Genomic DNA, 23,682 nt, shown 5'->3' with positions numbered 1-23,682 from the left:
GCCTGTGGATAAATGCTGAGGAATGCGGAAATTTACCCCTAGCCAGCGATGCGGAGGGGTGTGGACAACGCGCTAGCTACGCGAGTCAACCGACCGGATCTTGTTGTGATTGCCCCTCCGGAGCCGTCCGTCTCGAGCGTGCACTCCGCCGAGCGGCGAGGGGTTAGCTGCACTTCAACGGGCGCCGATGAGCACTCTGCTCTGGGCGCTTAGCCGGCCTGTGGACAACGCGGTCTGACAGCGCAGAGAGCTGGGAAAATGCGGTGTGGACGGCGCCAGGAATGCAAGGCCGAGACCGGGAACCCAAGGTCGGCGGCGTGAGCCCCAAGGAGGGCGGCGTGAGCCCAAGGTCGACGGCGTGAGTAACGAGGTCGACGGCGTGTCCGAGGTCGATGGCGTGTCCGAGGTCGATGGCGTGAGCCCAGAGTCGGCGGGGCGGGCCTGAGTCGGCGGGGCGGGCCCGAGATCGACGGACGGGACCTTGCTGGCCAGCGCTTTTTCAGCGTGCTCGGGCCGAGGTCAAGCCGCGTGGGTGACGGCCGCAGGGAGAGACGGCGTGCTGCGTGGGCTGTGGGTGGGGCGCCGGCGGACTGCGGCTGGGGACGCGGGAACGCCCGGAACGAAAATTCGGCCTTGAGCCCTACGGTCCGAGATGAAGCTGCGGGCGTGGCGCCAGTGCGGTTGAGAACTGCGCGCCCGCGTACTGGAAACGGGTTGTGCTCTCTGGTTTAAAGGACTGGAGAGCGGGCCGCGTTGCTCAGAGGTTGTTCTGCTTGATGCGGTTGGTCAGTTCGGCGATCTGGTTGTAGAGGGAGCGACGCTCGGCCATGTGCTGCCGGATCTTGCGGTCGGCGTGCATGACCGTGGTGTGGTCGCGGCCGCCGAAGGCCTGTCCGATGCGCGGGAGGGAGAGGTCGGTCAGTTCGCGGCACAGATACATGGCGACCTGGCGGGCGTTGACGAGCACGCGGGAGCGCGAGTGACCGCGCAGGTCCTCGAGCGAGACGCCGAAGTAGTCGGCGGTCGACACCATGATCTGGTCGGCGGTGATCTCGGGGCCGGCGCCGTCGGGCATGAAGTCGCGTAAGACCTCTTCGGCCAGCGAGAGCTGCACCGACGAGCGGGTGAGGCTCGCGAAAGCCGTAACCCGGATGAGGGCGCCCTCGAGCTCGCGGATCGAGTTGGAGACGCGGGACGCGATGAACTCGAGAACGTCGTCGGGCGCGTACATGCGCTCCTGCGCGGCCTTCTTCTGCAGGATCGCGATACGAGTTTCCAGATCGGGCGGCTGGATGTCGGCGAGCAGGCCCCACTCGAAACGCGTACGCATGCGGTCTTCCAGCGTGGCGAGCTGGCGCGGCGAACGGTCCGAGCTGATGACGATCTGCTTGTTCGCGTTGTGCAGCGTGTTGAAGGTGTGGAAGAACTCCTCCTGGGTGCGCTCGCGATTCTCCAGGAACTGGATGTCGTCGATCAGCAGGATGTCGACGTCGCGATAGCGCCTCTGGAACGCCTGGGTCTTGTCGTCGCGCAGGCTGTTGATGAAGTCGTTGGTGAATTCCTCGGTGGAGACGTAGCGGACGCTTCTCGCGTGGCCGAGGGTGGTCGCGTAGTGACCGATCGCGTGCAGCAGGTGCGTCTTGCCCAGTCCGGAACTGCCGTAGATGAAGAGCGGGTTGTACGCCTTCGCGGGCGATTCGGCGACGGCCACGGCGGCCGCGTGGGCGAAACGGTTGGACGAGCCGATGACGAACGTCTCGAACATGTATTTCGGGTTGAGGCGATTGCCGTCGTTGGTGCCGCGCGGATTGCTGCTCGGGCGAAGATCGCGGTGGTCGCGGCCGGGACCGTTGTCGCCACCGCGCATCTGGAGCGTGTCGTCGCGCGGATCGCTGTGCATCGTCGGGTGCTCGTCCGTACGGCGCTGGTTGTCTCGCAACTGCGACGGATCGGACGCCATGCGGTGCGCGGAGCCGTCGTTGGATTCCGTCTTTTCGGTGATGTGCCCCACGGGCGGGCCGCCACGGCCGGGCGGGGCCGGCGGCGAGGGCAGCGGGTCGCCGAAGAGCGCCTCCTGACCGCCGCGAGCGGTGGGCACGCCGTACGCCAGGCCGGGCGCGGAACGCTGCGCGGAACCGGTCGGATAAGGATCGTAAGGCGGCTGGTCGGGCTGCCGCGGCGGTTCGGCGTAATGCCGCGGCTGGGACTCGTCAGCCTCGGCGGCCGACGCCTCGACCGGGGTGCCGTACACCGTGCCGGGCAGGCCGGAGCCGTCCTCGGGGGGCTTGACCGTCACCGCGACCTGGATCGGACGGTTCAGCCGGCGGCTCAGCGTCTCGGTGATCGCCGGGCGCAGGCGCGACTCGATGACATCGCGGGTGAAGGCGTCGGGCACGGCGAGCAGCGCGGTGTCCTCGACAATGGCGCGTAGCTGCGTGAGCTGGAGGTAGGCGCGCTGCTGACGCGACGAGATCTCGTCGGCCAGTTCGTCCAGCGTCGCTTTCCACACACCGCTCAGGTCGACACCATCGGCCACCGCCGCGCCACCCCCATCGCCACCGACCCCCGGTAGCTATATGTCCGGCTTACCGACTTTCCCGTCGCCGCCCTGTCGGCGTCGACGGTCTCCCCAACCCAGCACCACATTCAACGTGCTGAAGACGTTCGGCGCCACCGGCTATCCACAGGTTATCCACAACCTGTGCATGCCCGGCAAACGCTCCCCGGCCGGATGGTCGGCAGACTTCCCGGAGCCTGATCGGCGCGGTTGCAGGCCCATCGTGGCGAACGATTAACCTGCTTGTCTGGTTCTGGCCGACTCGTCGTGGTATGCGGGCAGCGCTGATGACCAGCAAACGGGCACGCTAACAGCGATCTCGCCGAAGCTTCAACTCCACCGATGCCTGGCAAGCGCCCGAGCGCGGGAAAAGATTCACTACCTGTGTAGAAAGACGGACCACCGAGGTGGTGATCACGAAATCGGCGTGCCGGGCCAGGATATGGTTGACCGGCGTGGTCCCCCTGCGTAGGGTCGAGCGGTTGCTCCGCCGCGCTCTGATAAAGTGGCGTCTTGCAGCTTTGATGCCCCCTGGATGTTGACGGAGTAATGACGTGAGCAAGCGCACCTACCAGCCGAACAACCGCCGGCGTGCCAAGACCCACGGCTTCCGGCTGCGCATGCGCACCCGTGCCGGCCGTGCCATCCTGTCGGCTCGCCGCACCAAGGGCCGCGACAAGCTGTCGGCCTGAGCCGACGGCTGTCGGGCCGGAATGCCCAGGTAGTCGTGCTGGCCGCGGCGCAGCGACTGCGGCGTAGCGCCGACTTCGCCGCAGCGATTCGCGGCGGCCGACGCGTCGGCCGGGGCACGGTTGTCGTACATCTGCTTCTCGAGGAGCCGGTGCAAGCCTCCACGGCGCGCGCCGGCTTCGTCGTATCCAAAGCCGTCGGCAACGCGGTCGTCCGTAACCGGGTGCGCCGTCGTCTGCGGCACCTGGTGCGTCCCCTCCTCGGCGAGCTTCCCGACGGTGCCATGCTTGTCGTGCGTGCCCTGCCGGCATCAGCCGGCGCGTCGTACGCCACTCTCGGCACTGACCTCGCCGCCGCTGTCGCGTCGGCACAAAAGCCCCGGCGGCCCCGATGAGCCTTCTTGCCCGTGTGCTGACAGCCCTGGTGGTCGCGTACCGTCGTTATGTGAGTCCGGTGCTGCCGGCCCGCTGTCGGTTCTATCCCTCGTGCAGCGCGTACGCCCAAGAGGCGCTGGCGCGGCACGGCGCTGTGAAGGGGACGGGTCTCGCGGTCTGGCGGCTCCTTCGCTGCCACCCCTTCCACCCTGGCGGGTACGACCCGGTACCTGACCCGATCCGTCACCGTCCTGCCGATGTGACTGGAGCCTGAATTGAGTCTCGACTGGATCTACTACGCCATTTCGTGGATCCTTCTGCGCTGGCATGCCCTCTGGGACTTCGTCGGAATCACCGACGGCCGGTTCCTCGGCACCAACTGGTCCTGGGTCCTGGCGATCGTCTTCCTCGTGGTGACGGTCCGGGTCGTCCTCTTCCCGGTCTTCGTCAAGCAGATCAAGAGCCAGCGGGCGATGCAGGCACTGCAGCCCAAGGTAAAGGAGCTGCAGGCCAAGCACGGGAAAGACCGCGAGACGCTCCAGAAAGAAATGATGGAGCTCTACAAGACCGAGAAGGCGAACCCCCTCATGGGCTGCCTTCCGATGTTCTTGCAGATTCCGGTCTTCCTCGGCCTGTTCCACGTCCTTCGGCGGCTGAACCCCGACAACCAGGGCAAGACCCTGTACGGGTGGACCGTTGAGCAGTTCGAGAGTGCTACCCACGCCTCGCTGTTCACCGCGCCGCTCGCCGGCAAGTTCCAGTCGACCTCGCAGGAACTCTCGGCGCTGCAGGCCAACGGCACCACAGTCAAGATCATCGCGGGTGTCCTCGTGCTGATGATGATGACCACGACCTACCTGACCAGCCGTCAGATGATCCTCAAGACCGGCTGGGCCGAAGACCCGCAGCAGAAGATGATCCAGCGCCTGATGCTGTACGGCATCCCGGCCTCGCTGCTCATCTCCGGCGCGCTGTTCCCCATCGGTGTGATCATCTACTGGGTCACGAACAACCTGTTCACCCTGGCCCAGCAGCAGTGGGTGCTCCGCAAGTTCCCGCCGCCGCCGATGGCGAACAAGGGTGGCACGACCCCGGCCCGCCCGTCCGGCCCGCCGATCAAGAAGCCGGCCGGCACCGCGGCCCCGAAGAGCCCGGTCCAGCCCGGCCGCAGCGGTGGCCTGTTCGGCAAGAAGTCCCAGCCGGAGCCGGCCCCGGTCGTCGAGACCAAGGCCGCCGCTCCCAAGCCGGGCGCCAAACCGGTGAATCCCAAGAAGGGCGCCCGGCCGGCGAGCAAACCCAAGGGATGATCGCGGCTCGGGCGCCCATGCGGACACGTTCGCGGGCGCCCGAGCGCTCCCCTTGCCGATACCTCCCCGTGGCCCCGAGCACAGCCGCAGCGCCGCGGGAACAGCGGACCGAGCAGGTCCGGCCCGATTGAGTACGGAGATGAGACCGTGACCGACACCAGCACGCCCGAATCGTCAGTCTCCGCCGAGCCTGAGGTGGCCTCGGCCTCGTCAACAACCGCGACCGAGGAGACCAAGACGTCCGAGAGCGTCGCTTCCGACGGCGACCTGTTCCGCCAGAGCGAGATCGCCGCCGACTACATCGAGGGCCTGCTCGACATTCTCGACTACGACGGCGACATCGACGAGCTCGTCTCCGCGGGCCGGCCGATGGTCGAGGTCGTCGGCGGCCGGCTGCAGCCGCTCGTCGGTCAGCGCGGTGCCACGCTGGAGGCGCTGCAGGAGCTGACTCGCCTGGCGATCTTCCGGGCGACCGGCTCGCCGTCGCGCCTGCTGCTCGACATCGGCGGCTACCGGGCGTCGCGTCGCAAGGAACTGGCCGCGGTTGCGCGCAACGCGGTCGAGAAGGTCAAGGAGCACGGCGACTCGGTACGCCTCGAGCCGATGTCGGCCTTCGAGCGCAAGTGCGTGCACGACGTGGTCAACGCCATCCCGGGTGTGCAGAGCGAGTCGGAGGGCGTCGAGCCCAACCGGCGCATCGTGGTGCGTGCGGCGGACTGAGAGATGACCGACCCACGCTTCGGCGCGGGAGACGGCGGCCCGGGTGAGGAATCGCCCGGGCCGCCGCCTTTCCAGCCCCGAAAGACCCAATCCAGAGGCGTACGCCGTCCGCTGTCCTTCCCCGGCCGAACAGCACGCGCCTCCAGCCCTTCGGCCTCCAACTCGCCTGCCTCTAGCTCGCCTGCCTCTGACTCACCTGCCTCTGACTCACCTGCCTCTGGCTTGTCGGTCTCTGCGTCGTCTGTCTCGAGCTCGTTGGTTGGCCGTGCGCCCTCGCCCGAGACTTCGACTTCCGGGCGCACGTCTTCGAACTCTGAACGTACGGAGTCGTCTTCGTCCGCGGCCTCTGAGCGCGTGGCTTCGTCCGCGGCCTCTGACCGCGTGCCTTCGTCTTCAGCCTCTGAGCCCGCGGTTTCGTCCGCGGTCCCTGAGCCCGCAGTTTCGTCTCCTGGTTCGACTTCGTCGGGTCCGTCAGGGTCTGCACTTTCCGACTCCGGCAATGCCCGAACGACAGGGGAGCCGGCCGTTCTCCGCGGTTCGGACATCGGTGCTGAGCCGCCGGCCGAGATCGCGGCGGTGGCGGCCGAAGTCTTCGGAGATCGACTGGGGTTAGCCGTCGAGTATGCCCGGCTGCTCGTCACGGACGGCGTGGTTCGCGGACTTATCGGCCCGAGAGAGGCCCCCCGCATTTGGGAGCGTCACTTGGTGAATTGTGCCGTCGTGTCCCAGATCATCCCTATCGGGGCTTCAGTGGTCGATGTGGGTTCTGGTGCTGGTTTGCCCGGTATCGTGCTGGCAGTGGCAAGGCCGGATTTACGCATCACTCTGGTCGAGCCGCTAGCACGACGCACCGCGTTCCTGTCGGAGGCGGTGGCCACCCTCGGCCTCGAACAGACCGTCACGGTCGTCCGGGGCCGCGCTGAAGATGTCGTCGACGGGCCCCCCGCCGGTGCCGACATCGTCACCGCGCGGGCGGTCGCCCCGCTCGACCGGTTGGCCGGCTGGTGTCTGCCGCTGGCCAAGGTCGGCGGGAGGCTCCTGGCGCTCAAGGGCGCCACGGCCGCCGACGAAGCGGCGGAGCATCGGGATGCGGTAGCCGCCCTGGGCGGATCCGATCCGGTTCTCCGGCTGTGTGGGGAGGGCTTGATCGACCCGCCCACGACGGTGATCGAGGTAGTCGTGCAGTCGAGGCCGAAGCCGTCCACCCGGGCGGACGGCCCGGCACGCGACGCGGGCGGACGAACCGGCGGTCGTGGGTCCGGGCAGAGGAGATCGCGGAGGGGATAGATGTCCAAGCGGGGCGCGCGAAAACGAAACGCGAAAGCACGGCGTCCCGACCAGGGCCTCCAAAGCGAGGCGGCCGGAGGAACGCCGCCTCGCTCCTCTCCACCCTCCGCAGCCTCGACCCGTGCGGATGTCAACGAGTCCGCCGTCGAATCACGGTCGGGGTTCTCCTCCGCGCGGCTCGCAGCATCGACGCGGGCGGATAACAGCGGGCCCACCCCTGCCTCGTTGCCAAGGTCCTCCCCGGCTGCGGCCGTGACGCGGGCGGAGGGCGATGGGAAGTTCCTCGCATCACCGCCGAGCAGCGCGACCAGACCGGTCTCCTCACCGCTGGCATCGACCCGTGCGGACGACAACGGATCCGCCCACGCGGCATCGTCCTCCGCCCCCGCGGCCCCGACTCGCGCAAGAGGCGATGGGAAGTTCCTCGCATCACCGCTGGGTAGCCCGAGTAGACCGGTCTCCTCACCGTCGAGCGATGCCTCCGGCGCGAACAACCGATCGCGCAAATCCCGCCGTTCCGGCCGCTCAGACGCGGGCAGAACTCCAACGCCAGCTCCCAACTCTGCCCAGCCCGATAACGCGTCGTCCGACTTCACCGGACCCGTTGAGGCGGCCAATGTGACGGCTGAGACCAACGGGGCCAGTGGGGTCGGCAAAGCTTCCGGAAAGGGTCTTCGTGCCGCGTGGGGGGTGAGGGCGCGCAATTCGACTCCTGAGGATGCGCACAACGCGGCTCCCGCTGATGTAAGCGCGGGCATGACGCAGGTTGCCGATCCGTCAGAGGCACGAGACTCGCGACGATCGAAGGCCGGGCGCTCGGCTCAAGATTCTTCCGGTACGCCGTCCACTGGCCGGCTGGACCAAACGGATCCCCTTGGCCGCGACGCCGGGAGTGCCCAACAAATAGCAACAGATCTGAGGTTCCAGAGCGCTGAAGCGATCGCCGCGGATAGCAGTCTCTTAGGTGCTGCGCGAGGCGGAACTGATCAGGTCGCGCCGAGCGTCTCGTCCGGCAGTGCAGCGATGACAAATCATCTTCGGTCAGCTGCATCTGAGCCTGGTTTTGCCGGAAGTGCGGCAGGAATCGATTCTCGACCCGGTTCTGGCGAGGGCGACCGGGTGGGCGTCGCCGCGAAGACCCGGGGATTGCGGTTGTTGCGCGCGTTTCGGCGTACGGGAAGGGATGTTGGGGTCGCCGCAGCCGAAGTGTCGGACGTGGTGCAGGAGGTGACTGCGGCTGAGGTCGTTTCTTGTGGTTCGTCCGATTCTTTGATCGCGGACAGTGAGGTGCTGACGGGCTGGATCGAATCACCGTCAGGCGAGGGAGTGATCGAGGCGTCCACTGGGGATGGACTGTCGGCGATGCGTTTGCCTCGAGAGCTGATCGACCGTGGCGAGGGTCGCCCGACCACCGTAGGCTGGCCGGGCGTCGATAGTGTGGACCGGTCTTTTACCGCCGGAACGCACGTGTCGCCGACCGACCCGTTCCTCACTAACAGGGATAAAACGGTGCATGAGTACGGTGTTTCACGTGAAACCGAGTCATCTCTCGACCGCGACAACGCGTCAGGAATCGGTGTCGGTGGTCATAGTGGCGCATACAACACCGGAGAACAGGGTGTGCCCGCGCCACGCGTAGGGAGCACGTACTCGGGTGGGCAGATCTATGGGTCGCCGGCGGCGCCGCAGGATGCCGACGGCCGGCGACCTGCGCCTACACCCCGTTCGGGTCCGCCGGCCGTTGTCTCTTCGCCGATACCCGTCTCCGCCGCGCCCGTTTCGGCGTCGCCCGTGTCCGGGTCTCCGGTGTCGCCATCCGAGCCTCCTCTGGTATCGGACGAACATGTTTCACGTGAAACGCCGAGTCGGGTTGAAGACGATCCGCCCCTAGCCATGGAAGCGTTGCGAGCTGTGCAGATCCTCAACCCGAGCGGCGAAATCACGATGCCGCGTCCGGACCACCCGAGGGTGCTCTGCGTCGCGAACCAGAAGGGTGGCGTCGGTAAGACCACCACGACCGTGAATCTCGCGGTTGCTCTGGCGTTGCACGGCAACCGCGTACTCGTCGTCGACCTTGACCCGCAGGGCAACGCGTCGACGGGTCTCAACGTGCCCCACCACGCGGGCGTTCCCGACGTTTACGACTGCCTGATCGACAACGTGCCGCTGTCCGAGGTGGCCCAGCCGGTCGAGGGGATCCCGAACCTCTGGTGCGTGCCGGCGACGATCGACCTCGCGGGCGCGGAGATCGAGCTTGTCTCGGTTGTGGCGCGAGAGTCGCGGCTGGCCCGCGCGATTGCGGCGCACCCCGAGAAGTTCGACTATGTCTTCATCGACTGCCCGCCCTCGCTCGGCTTGCTGACGGTCAACGCGCTCTGCGCGGCGCAGGAGGTTCTCATCCCGATCCAGTGCGAGTACTACGCACTGGAGGGTCTGAACCAGCTCATCAACAACATCAACCTGGTACGCCAGCACCTCAACCCGACGCTCGACGTGTCGACGATCCTGCTGACCATGTACGACCGGCGTACTCGCCTGGCCGACGCGGTCGAGCAGGACGTACGGAACCACTTCGGGAGCAAGGTGCTGAACGCCGTCATCCCACGAAACGTGCGGGTGTCGGAGGCTCCGAGCTATGGGCAGTCCGTGATGACCTACGATCCGGGATCACGAGGCGCGACCAGCTACTTCGAGGCCGCCCTGGAAATCGCGATGCGTGGCGTCAACACGGGAGGCACCGCATGAAGAACCGTCCCCGGGGCGGATTGGGTCGGGGCCTGGGCGCCCTGATCCCGACGGCGCCCGCCGCCGTAGCCACCGACTCCGGCGAAGACTCGGTCGCTGCTCCGGCGGCACCGGTAGCCGCGCCGGCCGCGCACATTGTGGCCACGGTGCCAGATCCTCCGCCGGCAGAGCCCGCAGCGGTGCCCGTCGCTGCTCCCATCGAGGATCTTGCACCGGTGCCTGGTGCACGCTTCGCCGAACTGCCGGTCAGCTCGATCGAGCCGAACTCGAAGCAGCCGCGCCACGTCTTTGACGAGGAAGCGCTCGACGAGCTCAAGATCTCGATCCAGGAGGTCGGTTTCCTCCAGCCGATCGTGGTCCGCGAGACCGACGAGGGTCGATACGAACTCGTCATGGGTGAACGCCGTTGGCGGGCGGCCCAGGCCGTCGGCCGCGAGACGATCCCCGCGATTGTGCGCGACACCCGCGACGACGCGATGCTGCGTGACGCGCTGCTCGAGAACATCCACCGGGCCAACCTGAACCCGCTGGAAGAGGCGGCCGCCTATCAGCAGCTCCTCGAGGAGTTCGGTGCGACGCACGAGGAGCTGGCCAAGCGGATCGGTCGTAGCCGGCCCCAGATCTCCAACACGATTCGCCTTCTGAACCTGCCGGCGCCGGTGCAGCGGCGGGTCGCGGCCGGGGTGCTGTCTGCGGGTCACGCGCGCGCCCTGCTCGGTTTGGACGACAGCGACGCCCAGGAGAAGTTGGCTCTTCGCATCGTGGCGGAAGGCTTGTCGGTACGCGCCACCGAAGAGCTCGTTTCGCTGGCGATCGCGGACGGTCCCGCGAAGAAGGCCGCGCCCACCCGCCGGCCGAAGGTCCACGCGCCGGCCCTGAACGACTTGGCCGAGCGGCTGTCGGATCGCTTCGACACCCGAGTGAAGGTCGACATCGGTCGGAACAAAGGCAAGATCACGATCGAGTTCGCCACCGTGGACGACCTCGAACGGATAGTCGGCATGATCGGGGTCGAAGAGGAAGGCGCCGGCGGCGACGACTAGCCGTACGTAGTTTCGGGGGCACGCGATTCTTTCGCGGCCCCCGATTTTGCTTTTGCGACCCGGTCTCGCGATAGCCCATCGAACGAAGTAGATCTTGCTCGAAAACAGCGCTATTGAGGCGCAAAACCGGTTCTGTCAGAGCCATTCTCCTAGGATTTCTCCCCTCGGCTGTCGAGCGTTCCAGACGAAATCTGACGGCCAAATTGTCCGTTTGGGCCTTGGTTCAAGGCGGCCCGCGCCGCATCGGTCCCATCGGCCGTTCTGTAGCATTGTTTGCATACCACTACGTATCTACAATCGCCTGGCATCGCTGTTGCGTCACGCGCCCAGACCCTCCGTCCATCTCTTCCTTTCGTGAGGCACACCGTGTCCGTGCCCAGTGCCGCCGATCTTGAATGCCGTTGATTGTCTAGCCCGGCCTGAGTGTCCCGTTCGTCGCGCGAGACCTTGGTGCCTGTTCAAGCCCGAGGCCCATGCACTGTCTCCGGACGCCGCGTCCTACCCTCGCACTCAGTTCCCGCGACTGGCGTTGCTGGGCGCACCGTTGGTTCCGCGATACTTCTGATCGACCGCGTTGGGTCTGTCGATCCGATCTCGAGGGCGCCGGCTCCCCGAGCCGTGGCGATGATGACCTTGCTGATTCGGCCATATTGCCGCGATAGCGCGGCGCCGATTTGAGTCGGCTGGCTCTTGGACCGCAGTGCCGGTGTGATCCCAGTGGCTCATACCGAGGGCTCTCTAGCCTTCCGAAATCGTGTCTGCCCGATCCATGTTGGTCCCGGCTGTGTCGACCGGATCGCAATGGAGACTGCTCTCGTCGGCTGACTTTGCCGCACTCGCCGCAGCCGCTACTTCGCCGATCGAGACCGTTGATCGAGTAAGGGTTGACCGATCCTTCGACTAAGTCCCCGCCTTGTCGATCCACGCAAGCCGCGGGCACACCCATGCTGTTGTGTGTACCTCCGCCCCCCAGACCGCTTGCAAGCCCGGCCGGCGGCTGACCCGTAGCAACTCGGCGAGCAATCTGGTCTGCCCTCTGCGGACAGCCAAGGGCGTTACCCGGTGCGTTTAGCTCCGTGCTCGCTCGATGCGATGAGCACGTGCAGGAAGCGGAGAACTTCTGCGGCACGTCGCGTCCGCCCGCCACTATGCACGCCGTCGTAGATGCTTGCGTTGGACAACGCCCTGACGAAGTTGGGTTTCAGGGTGTCCCCGTCGGATGCTCGCCTTCTAGGTCCTTGGTAGACCTTCGTTCGTTGCCACCAGGGCTCGGTGAAGATCGACCAATTGAGCGGTGAGGGCCTGGCTCTGCCCCTCAACGGCCCCGTTGAGATTCCCGAGTCCGTCGCCCAGGTTGGGGTAGCTCCACCACAACGACCGTTTATCTGTCTTTCGCGTCGCTTCCCAATGCCGGAGTCGATAGCGATGGAAGGTCAACCGGATGTCGTACATCGAAGGCGTACCAGCGCAGCGTGGCCGTTTCACGTGAAACCGAAAGATCCAAGTCGCAATAGGAACGCCGGCGAGACTGCACGCCGAAGATCCCAGCCGCGCTCGGATGCCATCGATCTTCCGGATCTCGTGGGATGACTCGGCGAGAGTCCGGCGGACCATGTGTCTTCGTGAGCGTGCCTGTCTTCCTCGTCTCTCCAGATGTGAGCGATTCCAGTTGTGAGCCCGTCCCCCACTACGGGCCATGCCTCGGCCATTCGCAAGGCGGCCTCGTTACGAGGCGAGTGCCGTGGTCGGCCATGGCTCACCTCTGAGCTCTGGTCCGGCCCCGCCCTCGAGTTCCGGTCCGGCGGTCGGCCGGTCCATTGTTTGTGTTCCGGCTTGATGGTTGGCCAGACCCGCCCTGGACTCGACCCGCTCGTAGAGGCAGCCAACTCAACCTGTTGTCCGCCGTCAGGATCTCCGGTCGACCGCCAATTACGGCCTGGCGGCTGAGTCCGATCTTCTCTTTGCCTCGTGTCGTATTGGCGAAGAGGCACCTGCAGCGAGAGCCGCGCAGGCGGTGAGATCGGTGCCTCTCATGTACGCCCGTCCTACTGACCGACGTAGGTCGGCGCGTGCAGCGACTTCATTCCCGGCTGGGTGAGCAGCCCCAAAGCCCGGGTCCGTTGATCGAGGGTCTCGGTGGCGATTCTGAGATCGCTGGCTATCCCGAGGTAGCTCAAACCGTCGGAGGAGTCACCGCCGAATGCGGCGGCGGACCTTGTCTGTGTACGCACGAGCCCTTGCGGGACCGATCGGCTGCATCCGGGCTGGACGGCACTTGCGCGCAGCGATGAGCCCGTCCGTTCTTGGGGCATGCCAGCTCCATGAGGCAGCGGGCCGCTCCTTCCTTGGCGAATCCGATCTTCAGCGTTTCACGTGAAACAGCGCTGTCTGCGGAGAGCGCCTGGGTGTGTCGCGTGGTCGGCCTGTCGCCGATGAGGAGCGCAGCACGGCGCTTAAGGGCGTTCGAGAGTTCGCACTGCTCTCACAACCGGAATTCCGGGACCGACTAGCTGACCGGAGATGGTCGGTTGGTTTGTCTGCCCTTAACACCGTCCCGGCATCGCGCCGGCGCCGAGGTCAGTCTTTTGAAGGCCGTGCCGGTCTAGACGCCGGTGAACATCTGATCGCCTCTGCCCAACCCCGGCGAGGGTGGTCGGGGTTGCGAAAGGCAGCGCAGATCGATGCAGCACGGGCAGCCGCTCATGTCGGCGTCCGACGGAATCTCGGCGGCTTCGTGTAGGCGATCGTTGCGCCTTTGAGCCTGGAGGCCATCGGATCGTCCGAGTGCTAACGCGCGTTTCACGTGGAACGGCCACCGCATCACCCAGACCCCGCGAGGTCATGTTCGGTTATTCGGCTGAACGCCAGGCTGGCTCGAGTTTCACGTGAAACAGAACACCAGATCTACGATTCTCCGGAGCCCGCAGCCCGCAGCCCGCAGCCCGCAGCCCGCAGCCCGGAGCCCGCAGCCCGCAGCCCGCAGCCCGCAGCCCGCAGCCCGCAGCCCGCAGCGCTGTTTCACGTGAAACGCGCGTTCGGCATTCTCGCCACTGGAAGCAAAGCTCCATGGCGAGATCAGGCGAGGTGGGCCTGAGGGCTGGTGGCTACCCGGCCCGAGCGTTCAGGCCCAGCAGGTGGTGGCATGGGCCACCTGGGGGAGCATGGGCCACCCGGGGAGCATGGGACGCCGTGGCCACAGGCGGCAGCGATAACTGGACCGCCCACCGTTAGTCCGGATGATTCGAGACAGGCGGAGCGGTTGCGGGACGCCCTCGATGGCACGGGCGTGGGGACGGACTAAGGAGTGCAGCCGGCCGCTCGGGAGAGACTCGCTACGCCAAGATGCCCGGGCCTGATCGAACCGCGGAGGTGAGCCGCTTGGCCTTTCGGACAGAACCTGGCGCCTGTCCTCAACGCCCTGAGCTTGCTGACAGCCCTGAGCATGCTGATCGCGCTGAGACCACCAGTCGGCGCAATCTTTAGCTGCTCGATGTGCTGTTGCCCGACGTCGGGCTGAAACGGGCTGGGTCTTGCAGCAGGGCGGGCTATGACACGGCTGACGTTGGCTGGACGTGACGTTGGAATCGAATCTCCAATTTGGGACGCAGAGCCTCGGGAGCGGATCCGTCTGCTCGTGGCCGGCTGGCATACGCGACGGGAAGGCCAAGTCGGCTCGGGACTGGCTTTGTCCATGAGGCTTTCGGAGGCATGTACCGAGGCGAGATCCTGATCTGTTCCGACCTGATCTACGCCAAGCGGTGTTGCTGCTGCTGAATTCCTGCCCGTTTCTGGAAAGGACGGGAGGCCTCCGTGGCTCTGGTTTGATGCTGCCGGCGTCGCTCGCTAGAAGCTTGGCTGTGCATCTAGGAGCGCTACGAGGGCTGGCTGATAGAGGAGCGGCTGTTACGGCTTGCCCCTACCAACGGCTGCCCTGTCGGACGGACGGCTTGGAGGGGATTGCGGTGTCGGTGTTCGTCTACGCCGGGGGACTCTGGGCGGTGCGGTCACGAGATAGATCGACTCGACCGGGTGGGAGTAGACGGGACACTGGGCTCGTTGCCGGCGGAGGGTCTGCCACGCCGTCGCCGTCGGGTAGCCGGTCGAGGATTTCGACGTCAAGTAGCCGGCCGAAGATTGCGTTCGGTCTCCCGCAGGTGAGTGACCGGAGCTTGATACAACGGTGTCGGGGTGTCGTCTTCGTTCTGGCTTTGCTGCTTCCTCGGGGTCTGGAGAACTGCCGCCCGACGGTGAGAGCCACATCGAGGATCATTCGCCTGGGTCTTGATCGCATCCGCAGGGCTGGCCGGACTCAGAGCTGAGTAGTGCCGTTGACTCTTCGAAGGCAGCTCCCGGCACGCCATCAGTGAGGTCCAACGGTGGCCGGAGACTCTGCCTCCAGACACGCCGCTGAGGGGTTGGGAACCGCGGCCTCACAAATATGGCTTGGTTCCCGAAGCCACGATGGAAGCTCGGCTGGGCGCCCGAACACTCAATGATCGACGTGGCGACCTCAGAAGCATGGGCTCTGATGCCCCAGGCGAATAATCAAGCCGTAGCCGTAGCCGTAGCCGTAGCCGTAGCCGTAGCCGTAGCCGTAGCCGTAGCCGTAGCCGTAGCCGTAGCCGAAGCCGAAGCCATATTGAAGGCAGTGCCGGACAGGAACCCTCACTCGCCACTGCCGCTCGAACCGGGACGCAAGCCCGGTCGAGGGCTCCTCCGATGGGTTGCTGGAACTGGGGTGGCGTTGGCGCTGAGATGGCGTGCCAGAGACCGCGGGAGGCGCGTCCATCGGTACTCGGGCTTCGACGGGTTCATCGGGCTAGCCGGGATTGGCTGACCTTTCTGTGTGAGGCGGGCCAAGTTGATGGCCAGCGCTCACCGATTGAACCGGCCGCGTAAGGACGTGCCGGTGATGCGACGCCGCAACCAATGACGGCCCTGCGCCCTGCGACGCTGCGAACCCGGACGTCCCTGCGGCGCCGTGGGCCCGTGCCGGTGAGCCCGACAGCCCTGCAATGCCGTACGCATGATCCGGTCCTGCAACGGCCGCCCCTGGACGTGTCGACTGCGGAGACAGGGCTGATCACCGCGACGCCGATGAAGGCGGATGACTCGATCGACCCGGAGCCGTTTTGGCCACTCCACTGTTTGGAGATCTGCTCGTCGGCGGAGCTGATCCGCCACTCGTCGGGCGGTCTTAGCCGAGCAACGTCCTCCCGTGTGAAATGACGCAGGCGACCAAGCTGACGCGAGAAGCCTTCGTCTCGCCCTTCACGGTCGTTCAGGAGCAGAGCCGAGGCGATGCGGCGGTGTCTATCCGGAGAGATAGAAGCCACGCCGGCCCGATGGGACCCAGGGGCACATCTGTTCGGTTATCCACAGGCTGTGCGTAAGGCTTGTTGAGAAACTCGACGCCCCCGTTTCACGTGAAACGGCGTTGATGTGGCGGCGAGTGTCCACTGCGGTATCCACAGGGGCTGCAAGCCTGCGACGTCGCGTTTCACGTGAAACGGGGACGCCTGTGGATAACTTCTGTGGATAACTTTTGGTGTGGGGCCACACCCACGGACGGTGACAATGATCAACGTTCAGCCGGCGTTTGCAGGGGAGTCGCCGAGTTCGCGGGTCTACGCACAGTGCGGGGTTCCGGAGTCGAAAAATTGACTCGGGACAGCGGGTCTGGCCTGGGCTAAGGTCACCCCGTGGCCGAGAACATCCCCCCGCTGCCCAACTTCACGCGCTGGCCGTCGTTCCCCTTCGAGGGCGAGATGAGGGTCAAGCCGCTGGCTGCTCCCGTCGAGGTCGAGCCGCCGCGCAGCGGTGAGGACGCCGCGGATTGCGTCGCCTGCGACACCCCCGACGAGTCGTATATCTGGATCAGTGAACGCTGGCGTGTACGGGCGATGGATCGACCGACAGGACTGCCGATGGTGCTGATCCTCGAGTGCCGATCGCACCTCGACATCGGCGACCTACCCAATCTCCTGGCCGCCGAGCTCGGCGTCATGACCGTCCGCCTCGAACGCGCCATCCGCTCGCTCGACGGCGTCGCTCGAGTTCACGTCAACCGTTGGGGAGACGGCTCGGCGCATCTTCACATGTGGTTCCTCGCGCGCCCCTACGGCCGGCTTCAACTGCGCGGCACATTCCTCACCCTCTGGGACGACATTCTCCCCGTCATCCCAGAACAGCAGTGGCGCGAAAATCTGGCCCTGGTCGCCGCCTGGCTGGCCGACTTCGGCGGTACAGCTATCGCCGAGCCCCCGCACATCCAGTGGGAGTCGCCGTCCACGCTCAACTACACCGACAACACAGACGCAGCCGTCTCGCAGCCCGAGCAGCCCGAGCAGCCACAGCGGCCAGAGCAGCCCGGGCAGCGAGATCAGCGAGATCAGCGAGATCAGCGAGATCAGCGAGATCAGCGAGATCAGCGAGATCAGCGAGATCAGCGAGATCAGCGAGATCAGCCGACTCGATACTCGACTCCCATCGGTGAAGAGACGACCGGGCTCCACGCCGGCAACACGAGCGACGGCGTGATCCCCACGCAGAGAACCGCCGTCACAGACCCCGCGACTTCTCTGTAAACACCGACGAGCCCCAATCGTCAGAGCCGTTAAATTCCTTCCCCGTACGCCGTGAGGGTCGGACCGGCATGGCACAGCAGCCATTACATGTGCGGGGAGAACGCCACTCCAGCAACCGCTCTCCGGCTGCACGACGTCGGCCGAGGCTTGCCCACGGGACAGTGCGGCGTAGCACCGCGGCGACGAGCTGACGAGCAGTAGCGGGTGACCTGACCGACATCGTGGCGCGTTCTCGGCCCAACGGAAGCCCGCCGTGCATTCGTCGGGCCGGGACCGCGAAGCTCAAACCAGCGCCCGATCTCAATGTGGGGGACCACGCGAAAGCCGTACGGTCGCCACCCAAGCAGACGCGGGTCGCGGTGAGCGTAGTAGTTCACCGGCGCTAACCAAGGCCAACGAGCCTTCTGATCGGTGTGGCCGTACTGAGCCGCCCGCCATCTGGCGGCTTGACCGGAGTTCGGCACCCTAGCCGCGACCGAAGTCAGTCGGAATCTGAGCCACCTTTGCCTTGAACGCCCTTCTCACGATCTCATCGTCCATGAGGTCATAGAAGTCGTCGTCGGACGGCAACGAATCGGGCGACTCGTTGTTCAGACTGCGGTCCAGCACGTTGTCCAGGAAGTCGGCTGGCTCAGCGAGCCCGAAGTAACGCATGGCGTTGATCGCGCGCCGGACGCGAAACGGCTCGTTGACCTCCAGCGCGAAGCCTAGGCCGCCTCCCATCGCAGAGTTGTGCACGCCCAGCAAAGACGCAAGCTGCTCAATGCCTGACGGGGTGCCGTCCGGCATCTCACCGTCAGCGCCGAAGTCGGCGGCTTCGTTCCACATGATGTCGAGGTCGTCCAGCCTGCCGCCGCCGAGAGAAAGCACCTGCGACAGCGCGGCGATCGTGTCGCGCGCCTCAGCGGCGTCCGTGTCGTTCTTCCAGCCCTGAAGCCGCGGGCCTTGAGGAGCGCCAACGAACAGGAGAGCTTCGAGCGCAACACTGGCCAACTCCGACGCGGACGCGTTCAGCCGGCCGTCGGGAACAATGTCGTTCTCAACCAAGCTGTCGAGGCGCTCGTCAAACTGTCGTCCGCCAGGCAGGGTCGCCGCGACGATCGCCGCAGCAGCCACGACTTCGTCTGCGAAGTAGTCCCGCCCGAGCAGGTCCGGCCGTTCCTTCGCCAGCAGGAACGTGCGCTTCAACGCTTCCGCTCGCTGTGAAGGGGGCCGTTCGGCGAGTTCTTCCAGGAAGTCCATGGCGCCATCGCTGGAGAACGGGCCGGTCCCGAAGGTTCCCATGACGCCTCCTCAAGACCACCGTCGTCCTGAAGCTACAAGATCATGCCAATCGCGGCTGACCCTCTCGATGGCAGAGAACTCTCTATGCCTCCCGGCCCGCCCGGCGCTTCGGCCTGGAGAGTATCGATCAACAAACACCCAACACTGAGAGTGCGTCGTGCATGGCTAAGTGACGCTTGTCGCGGGCATTCCGACGAGTGGATCGGCGCCTCGGGGTCTCACGAGTCTGAGCGGGCCACGGCGCGTTCGACCAAGGTCTTCAGGATGTGGCCGAGGTCTTGGCCGGCGGCCTGCACGGCCAACGGCAGCAGCGACGTCTCGGTCATGCCGGGGGACACGTTGATGCCCAGCACCTGAGGCGAGCCGTCCTCGGCGACGATCAGGTCGACGCGGGACAGGTCGCGCAGGCCCAGCGCCTTGTGAGCGGCCAGCGCCGTCTCGGACACCTGGGCAGCCACCTCGGGCGACAGGCGAGCGGGCGTGTGCCACGTCGTCAGACCGGCGGTGTAGCGGGCCGCGTAGTCGTAGACGCCGTCGCGCGGGACGATCTCGACGATCGGCAGGGTCTGCGGGCCACTACCCAGGTCGACGATCGAAACGGCGACATCTTTGCCGGGCACGAACTTCTCGACCAGGGCGGTGGAGTCGTACGCGAAGCAGCCGACCATCGCGGCGGGCAGATCGCTCTCTTCGCGCACCACCGCGGCGCCCAGACCCGAGCCGCCTTGAGCGGGCTTGACCATCAGCGGGAGGCCGAGCCGGTCGACGATGCGGTCGAGGACCGCCACGGCGCCCAGCTCGGAGAAGCGGTCGTGGGGCAGCGCCACCCAGTCGGGCGTCGGGATGCCGGCCTCGCGCAGCATCGACTTGGCCGACGGCTTGTCCCACGCCAGGCGGGCAGCGCGCGCGTCGCAACCGACGTAGGGCACGCCGCACAGGTCGAGGACGCCACGAAGCGAACCGTCCTCACCCGTGGCGCCGTGCAGCGCGATCACGACCGCGTCCGGCGGGTCTTCCTGGAGCGTCGGCAGCAGGGACACGTCGGCGTCGCGCATCTCGGCGTTCAGCCCGGCGGCGCGCAGCGCGTCGAGAACCCGGCGGCCCGAGCGCAGCGAGACATCCCGTTCGTAGGAGAGGCCGCCGGCCAGCACCAGAACTCGCACATCGTCACCCGTAGACATGGTGGAGATCATGCCAAGTCGGGGCCGGGGGCGTCGGCGGCGGCCGCACCCCGTCGGCGGGTGTGGCTCGGACCGGTGCTCGCGCCGAAGACCGCACGCATCGCCAGCTCCTGTTCCATGACGCCGGAAAGGCGACGGATGCCCTCACGGATGCGCTCGGGAGACGAGAACGAGAAGTTGAGCCGCATGTTGCCGCGACCCGTGCCGTCGGCGTAAAAACCTGTGCCGGGCACGTAGGCCACGCGGGCGGCGATCGCGCGCGGCATCATCGCCTTGGAGTCGAGCCCTTCGGGCAGGGTGGCCCACACGAACAGACCGCCGGTCGGATGGGTCCATGTGGTGCCGGGCGGCATGAGGTCGCGCAGGGCGGTGAGCATCGCGTCGCGGCGCTCCCGATAGATCTCGCGGTAGACCTTGATCTGCTCGCGCCACGGCATGGTGGACAGGTATTGCGTCACGGCTCCCTGGGCGAATGCGCTCGGGCACAGGACGTTCGCCTCGCTCATCATGACGAGCTTTTCCCGTACGGCGTGCGGGGCGAGAATCCAGCCGACGCGTAACCCGGGGGCGAAGGTCTTCGAGAACGTGCTCACGTAGAAGACGCCCTCGCGGCGGCGGGCCCGCAGCGGCAGTGGCGCTTCACGTTCGAACGACAACATCCCGTACGGATCGTCTTCGACCACCAGCAGGCCGGCGCGTTCGCAGATGTCGAGCACCTGTTCGCGGCGCTCGTCGGTCAGGGTGACGCCGGCCGGGTTCTGGAAGGTCGGGATCGTGTAGAGGAATTTGGCCCGGCGGCCGGAACGCTCGACGGCGGCGATCGCCTCTTCGAGAGCGGCCGGGATGAGCCCTTCGTCGTCCATCGGGACGTGTTGCACCTGAGCCTGAGCGGCCTGGAAGACGCCGAGCGCGCCGACGTAGCTGGGGCCCTCGGCGAGAACCACGTCGCCCGGGTCGAGGAAGAGGCGGGCGAGCAGGTCGAGTGCCTGCTGGCCGCCGACGGTGACCACGACGTCGTCTGGAGACGCGCCGTGGATGCCGGAGAGCGCCATCACGTCGCAGATGCGCTCGCGCAGCTCGACCGTGCCTTGGCCGATGCCGTACTGAAGGCTTTGGGCGCCCTGCTCGGCGGCGAGTTGGTTGAGCATTTCGCCGACCGCGTCGAGGGGGAGGGCGGCGATGTAGGGCGAGCCACCTGCGAGCGACACGACCTCGGGACGACTTGCGACGGCGAACAGTGCGCGGATCTCGGACGTGGTCATGCCACGAACCCGTCGCGCGTACCGATCGGTGTAGTCGTCCTGGGTTGTGCCGGTCATGCGGCTTCACCTCGCCAATAGGAAGGACCGGGTGCCGATGTCCGATCGTAGCGGCGAGGAGCGACAGAAGCCCTCGGTTAGTCAGTCACCTTGCCCGAGCTGGTCCCGTTCATGACTATTGCGGCGTAGGATCCCCACGGGGCGCTGGGCCCACGACGCCGAGGGGGATTGCAGTGTCACGACGCCTGGTCAACCTCACCCTGGACACGCTCGAAGACCTCCCCCGGCCCTGCCGCCAGTGTGTCTTCTGGGAGCTGGACCCGGTTTCGGCCGAGCGTGCGTGTGCCTCCGGCGATCCCGGCCTCGAGAAAGAGGCGTGGGTCTCGCAGACCCTGCTCGAGTGGGGTTCGTGCGGCAAGCTGGCCTACGTCGACGGTATGCCGGCCGGTTTTGTGATGTACGCCCCTCCGGCCTACGTCCCCCGTTCGATGGCCTTTCCGACCTCACCGGTGAGTGCCGACGCCGCCCTGCTGATGACTTCGCACGTGGTGGCCTCGTTCGCCGGCGGCGGGCTCGGCCGCATGCTCGTGCAGGGCGTCGCCCGCGACCTGACCAAGCGCGGCGTCAAGGCGATCGAGGCGTTCGGCGACGCGAAATTCGGCGAGGCCGACGAGGAGAAGCAGACGGGCTGCGTCGCCCCGGTCGACTTCTTCCTGTCCGTGGGCTTCAAGACCGTACGCCCGCACCCGCGCTATCCGCGGCTGCGTCTCGAACTGCGCACGGCCCTGTCGTGGAAGTCCGACGTCGAATACGCGTTGGAGAAGCTGCTCGGCTCGATGAGCCCCGAGACGCTGCTGCGGCCGGTCCGCCCGGCCACAGCCACCCGCAACGTCGAGAATTAGGCGCGGTTCGCCAGCGCCATGCGCAGCTGGCGCACGTCGATCGACCCGGTCGGCACGTCGGCCTCGACGGGGTAATACATGCGCTGCACGGCGGCCAGGATCGCCTCGACGATCTGCTCGCGGAACATCGGATTGATCAGCCGGTCGCGGTCGGCCGGCGACGTCAGATAACCCAGATCCACCCGTACGGCCGGCATGCGGGTCAGACGAAGCAGCTCCCACGTCTTGGCGTGGATGCGGCAGTCACTCATGCCGGTGCGCACGACGATCTCGCGCTGTACCAGGTTGGCCAGTCGCTCCCCCACGGTCGAGCTCAGGCCGCTGCCCGTGCCGTAGTGGTAGGTCGCGACGCCCTCGGCCGTCTCATTGGTGTGGCCGTCGAGGTGCAACGAGATCAGCAGGTCGGCGCCGAGGCTGTTGGCCAGGGCGGCCCGGTCGGCGCCGCTCATCGGGGCGGCCGGGTGAGGCCCGCGGGTGAGGTGGACGCGCATGCCGGCCGCGGCCAGCCGGCCCTCGAGCCGGGCCGCGAGGTCGAAGACGAGGTCGGCCTCGGTCCACCGCAGTGGGCCGTCGGGCACCACGACACCGGTGTCGTCACCGCCGCCGTGCCCGGCGTCGATCACGATCGTCTTGCCGACCAGGTTGGTGCCGGCCTGACGGAACGCCTCGGCCTCGCGCAGCCACTGCGGACGGCCGCCGACCACCTTGCGGCCGAGCTGGCGCAGCGCCTTCATCGTGCGGGGGCCGCAGGAGCCGTCGGAGGTCAGGCCGACCTCGCGCTGGAACTGGGCGACCGCGCGGGCCGTGCGAGCACCGTAGATCGAGTCGGCGCGGCCCGGGTCGAAGCCCATCTCGAGCAGCCGTTCCTGCAGGGCGTGGACGTCTTCGCCGACGAGCGCGTCGGGCACCGAGTGGAACAGGGTGCGCGCGCCGAGCCGCCAGCGGGAGGCATCGAGCGCGCCCCACGTCTCGTCGCCGACCAGGCCGTCGACGCCTAGGCCGCGATTCTGCTGGAAGGCGCGTACGGCGCTGTCCATGGCGTCGTCGAAGACTTCTCCCGCGGCTTCCAGCAGTTCCAGTCCGACCAGGATCGATCGGATCTCGGCAACGGCCGGGCCGCTGTCTCCACGTCGGATGGAACGCACTCGCGACTCCCTAGGAACGAAGAACGACTTTGGGCAGCGTACTCCGCGCTCGCAGGTGCCACCCGACGACAACGCCCCGCATCCGGTGGATGCGGGGCGTCGCGAGAACGGGTCAGATGGCCGATTCGATGAAGTTGACCAGGGCGCTCTTGGGGGCGGCGCCGGTGCGGGAGCTGACCGCCTCACCGCCCTTGAAGATCGTCAGGGTCGGCACGGACATCACCCGGTAGGCACGGGTGGTCTCGGGGTTCTCGTCGATGTTCACCTGGACGATCTCGACCTTGTCGCCCATCTCCTTGGCGATCTCGGCGAGCAGCGGGTCGACCTTCTTGCAGGGCGCGCACCACTCCGCCCAGAAGTCGACCAGCACGGGCTTGTCCGACTGCAGCACGTCGCTCACAAAAGTGGCGTCGGTGACCGCCTTACCTGCTACTCCCACCAGGACCCTCCAGGTCTAGTTACAGCGTTTCTTAAAGCTCGACGAATGAGGCGATGAAGCGCTCGGCGTCCAGCGCCGCGGCGGTGCCGGTGCCGGCGGCGGTGATCGCCTGCCGGTAGGTGTGGTCGACCAGGTCACCGGCGGCGAACACGCCGGGCAGGT

At 66.7% G+C, this 23,682-nt stretch carries 17 protein-coding genes and 1 pseudogene; 10 read left to right on the top strand and 8 right to left on the bottom strand.

Annotated elements, in window-relative coordinates:
- Positions 1–757 precede the first annotated feature (757 nt).
- On the bottom strand, positions 758–2,536 hold the full coding sequence (gene dnaA / locus EER30_RS35175; RefSeq protein WP_127505162.1) for a chromosomal replication initiator protein DnaA: 1,779 nt from the start codon (positions 2,534–2,536) through the stop codon (positions 758–760).
- 575 nt (positions 2,537–3,111) lie between these two features.
- Between dnaA and rpmH the strand changes: the two genes are divergently transcribed.
- From rpmH to EER30_RS35135, 8 genes are all read left to right on the top strand, one after another.
- Positions 3,112–3,249 (top strand): 50S ribosomal protein L34, encoded by a 138-nt coding sequence (gene rpmH, locus EER30_RS35170; protein ID WP_014448226.1) that lies wholly within the window; start codon positions 3,112–3,114, stop codon positions 3,247–3,249.
- A gap of 35 nt (positions 3,250–3,284) precedes the next feature.
- The gene (gene rnpA, locus EER30_RS35165) at positions 3,285–3,641 is read left to right on the top strand and encodes a ribonuclease P protein component (protein ID WP_127505160.1); all 357 of its coding nucleotides are present in this window, start codon (positions 3,285–3,287) and stop codon (positions 3,639–3,641) included.
- Positions 3,638–3,895, top strand: a complete 258-nt coding sequence (gene yidD / locus EER30_RS35160; RefSeq protein ID WP_127505158.1) for a membrane protein insertion efficiency factor YidD — start codon at positions 3,638–3,640, stop codon at positions 3,893–3,895. Before rnpA ends, yidD begins: the two co-directional genes overlap by 4 nt.
- 1 nt (position 3,896) lies before the next feature.
- Positions 3,897–4,928, top strand: a complete 1,032-nt coding sequence (yidC, locus tag EER30_RS35155) for a membrane protein insertase YidC (protein ID WP_127505156.1) — start codon at positions 3,897–3,899, stop codon at positions 4,926–4,928.
- 147 nt (positions 4,929–5,075) lie between these two features.
- Complete coding sequence (locus EER30_RS35150) at positions 5,076–5,648, top strand: Jag family protein (protein WP_127505154.1); 573 nt, start codon at positions 5,076–5,078, stop codon at positions 5,646–5,648.
- A gap of 543 nt (positions 5,649–6,191) precedes the next feature.
- Entirely contained in the window at positions 6,192–6,935 is a 744-nt protein-coding gene (gene rsmG / locus EER30_RS49000; protein ID WP_240670502.1) for a 16S rRNA (guanine(527)-N(7))-methyltransferase RsmG, read from the top strand.
- Positions 6,936–8,726: 1,791 nt separating this feature from the next.
- Positions 8,727–9,680, top strand: coding sequence for a ParA family protein (locus tag EER30_RS35140; RefSeq protein ID WP_284699735.1), 954 nt, complete (start codon positions 8,727–8,729; stop codon positions 9,678–9,680).
- Positions 9,677–10,723 (top strand): ParB/RepB/Spo0J family partition protein, encoded by a 1,047-nt coding sequence (locus EER30_RS35135; RefSeq protein ID WP_127505150.1) that lies wholly within the window; start codon positions 9,677–9,679, stop codon positions 10,721–10,723. The genes EER30_RS35140 and EER30_RS35135 overlap by 4 nt, the downstream gene beginning before the upstream one ends.
- 4,510 nt (positions 10,724–15,233) lie before the next feature.
- Here EER30_RS35135 and EER30_RS47480 read toward each other — a convergent pair.
- A complete protein-coding gene (locus tag EER30_RS47480; protein WP_164842594.1) occupies positions 15,234–15,392 on the bottom strand; it encodes a hypothetical protein in 159 nt (52 codons plus the stop codon).
- Positions 15,393–16,425: 1,033 nt separating this feature from the next.
- Here EER30_RS47480 and EER30_RS48995 point away from each other — a divergent pair.
- Complete coding sequence (locus EER30_RS48995) at positions 16,426–17,310, top strand: hypothetical protein (protein WP_432417584.1); 885 nt, start codon at positions 16,426–16,428, stop codon at positions 17,308–17,310.
- A gap of 465 nt (positions 17,311–17,775) precedes the next feature.
- On the opposite strand, the gene EER30_RS35115 is transcribed toward EER30_RS48995, so the two are convergent.
- The 3 genes from EER30_RS35115 to EER30_RS35105 all read right to left on the bottom strand — a co-directional run bounded on the left by EER30_RS35115 (position 17,776) and on the right by EER30_RS35105 (position 21,094).
- The gene (locus tag EER30_RS35115) at positions 17,776–18,594 is read right to left on the bottom strand and encodes a DUF4259 domain-containing protein (protein WP_127505144.1); all 819 of its coding nucleotides are present in this window, start codon (positions 18,592–18,594) and stop codon (positions 17,776–17,778) included.
- A gap of 218 nt (positions 18,595–18,812) precedes the next feature.
- The gene (locus EER30_RS35110) at positions 18,813–19,787 is read right to left on the bottom strand and encodes a D-alanine--D-alanine ligase family protein (RefSeq protein ID WP_127505142.1); all 975 of its coding nucleotides are present in this window, start codon (positions 19,785–19,787) and stop codon (positions 18,813–18,815) included.
- Positions 19,784–21,094 (bottom strand): aminotransferase-like domain-containing protein, encoded by a 1,311-nt coding sequence (locus tag EER30_RS35105; protein ID WP_127505140.1) that lies wholly within the window; start codon positions 21,092–21,094, stop codon positions 19,784–19,786. Before EER30_RS35105 ends, EER30_RS35110 begins: the two co-directional genes overlap by 4 nt.
- 173 nt (positions 21,095–21,267) lie before the next feature.
- Between EER30_RS35105 and EER30_RS35100 the strand changes: the two genes are divergently transcribed.
- Positions 21,268–21,936 (top strand): GNAT family N-acetyltransferase, encoded by a 669-nt coding sequence (locus tag EER30_RS35100; RefSeq protein ID WP_127505138.1) that lies wholly within the window; start codon positions 21,268–21,270, stop codon positions 21,934–21,936.
- On the opposite strand, the gene EER30_RS35095 is transcribed toward EER30_RS35100, so the two are convergent.
- The 3 genes and pseudogenes from EER30_RS35095 to EER30_RS35085 form a co-directional block, all read right to left on the bottom strand.
- Positions 21,933–23,081 (bottom strand): N-acetylmuramoyl-L-alanine amidase, encoded by a 1,149-nt coding sequence (locus EER30_RS35095; RefSeq protein WP_127505136.1) that lies wholly within the window; start codon positions 23,079–23,081, stop codon positions 21,933–21,935. The genes EER30_RS35100 and EER30_RS35095 overlap by 4 nt on opposite strands.
- 112 nt (positions 23,082–23,193) lie before the next feature.
- On the bottom strand, positions 23,194–23,520 hold the full coding sequence (gene trxA, locus EER30_RS35090) for a thioredoxin (RefSeq protein WP_127505134.1): 327 nt from the start codon (positions 23,518–23,520) through the stop codon (positions 23,194–23,196).
- Positions 23,521–23,551: 31 nt separating this feature from the next.
- Positions 23,552–23,682 (bottom strand): annotated as a pseudogene (locus EER30_RS35085) (thioredoxin-disulfide reductase); the annotation flags it as partial.

This window comes from Actinoplanes solisilvae, assembly GCF_003999975.1.
GTDB lineage: Bacteria > Actinomycetota > Actinomycetes > Mycobacteriales > Micromonosporaceae > Actinoplanes > Actinoplanes solisilvae.
Note: the sequence above shows the minus strand (reverse complement) of the source record. Positions and strands in the feature narration are given on the sequence as shown.

Excerpts from the sequence above, each read along its gene's own strand:
- yidD (WP_127505158.1), top strand. The coding sequence starts at position 3,638 with ATGAGCCTTCTTGCCCGTGTGCTGACAGCCCTGGTGGTCGCGTACCGT.
- EER30_RS35135 (WP_127505150.1), top strand. The coding sequence starts at position 9,677 with ATGAAGAACCGTCCCCGGGGCGGATTGGGTCGGGGCCTGGGCGCCCTG.
- EER30_RS35115 (WP_127505144.1), bottom strand. The coding sequence starts at position 18,594 with ATGGGAACCTTCGGGACCGGCCCGTTCTCCAGCGATGGCGCCATGGAC.
- EER30_RS35110 (WP_127505142.1), bottom strand. The coding sequence starts at position 19,787 with ATGATCTCCACCATGTCTACGGGTGACGATGTGCGAGTTCTGGTGCTG.
- EER30_RS35105 (WP_127505140.1), bottom strand. The coding sequence starts at position 21,094 with ATGACCGGCACAACCCAGGACGACTACACCGATCGGTACGCGCGACGG.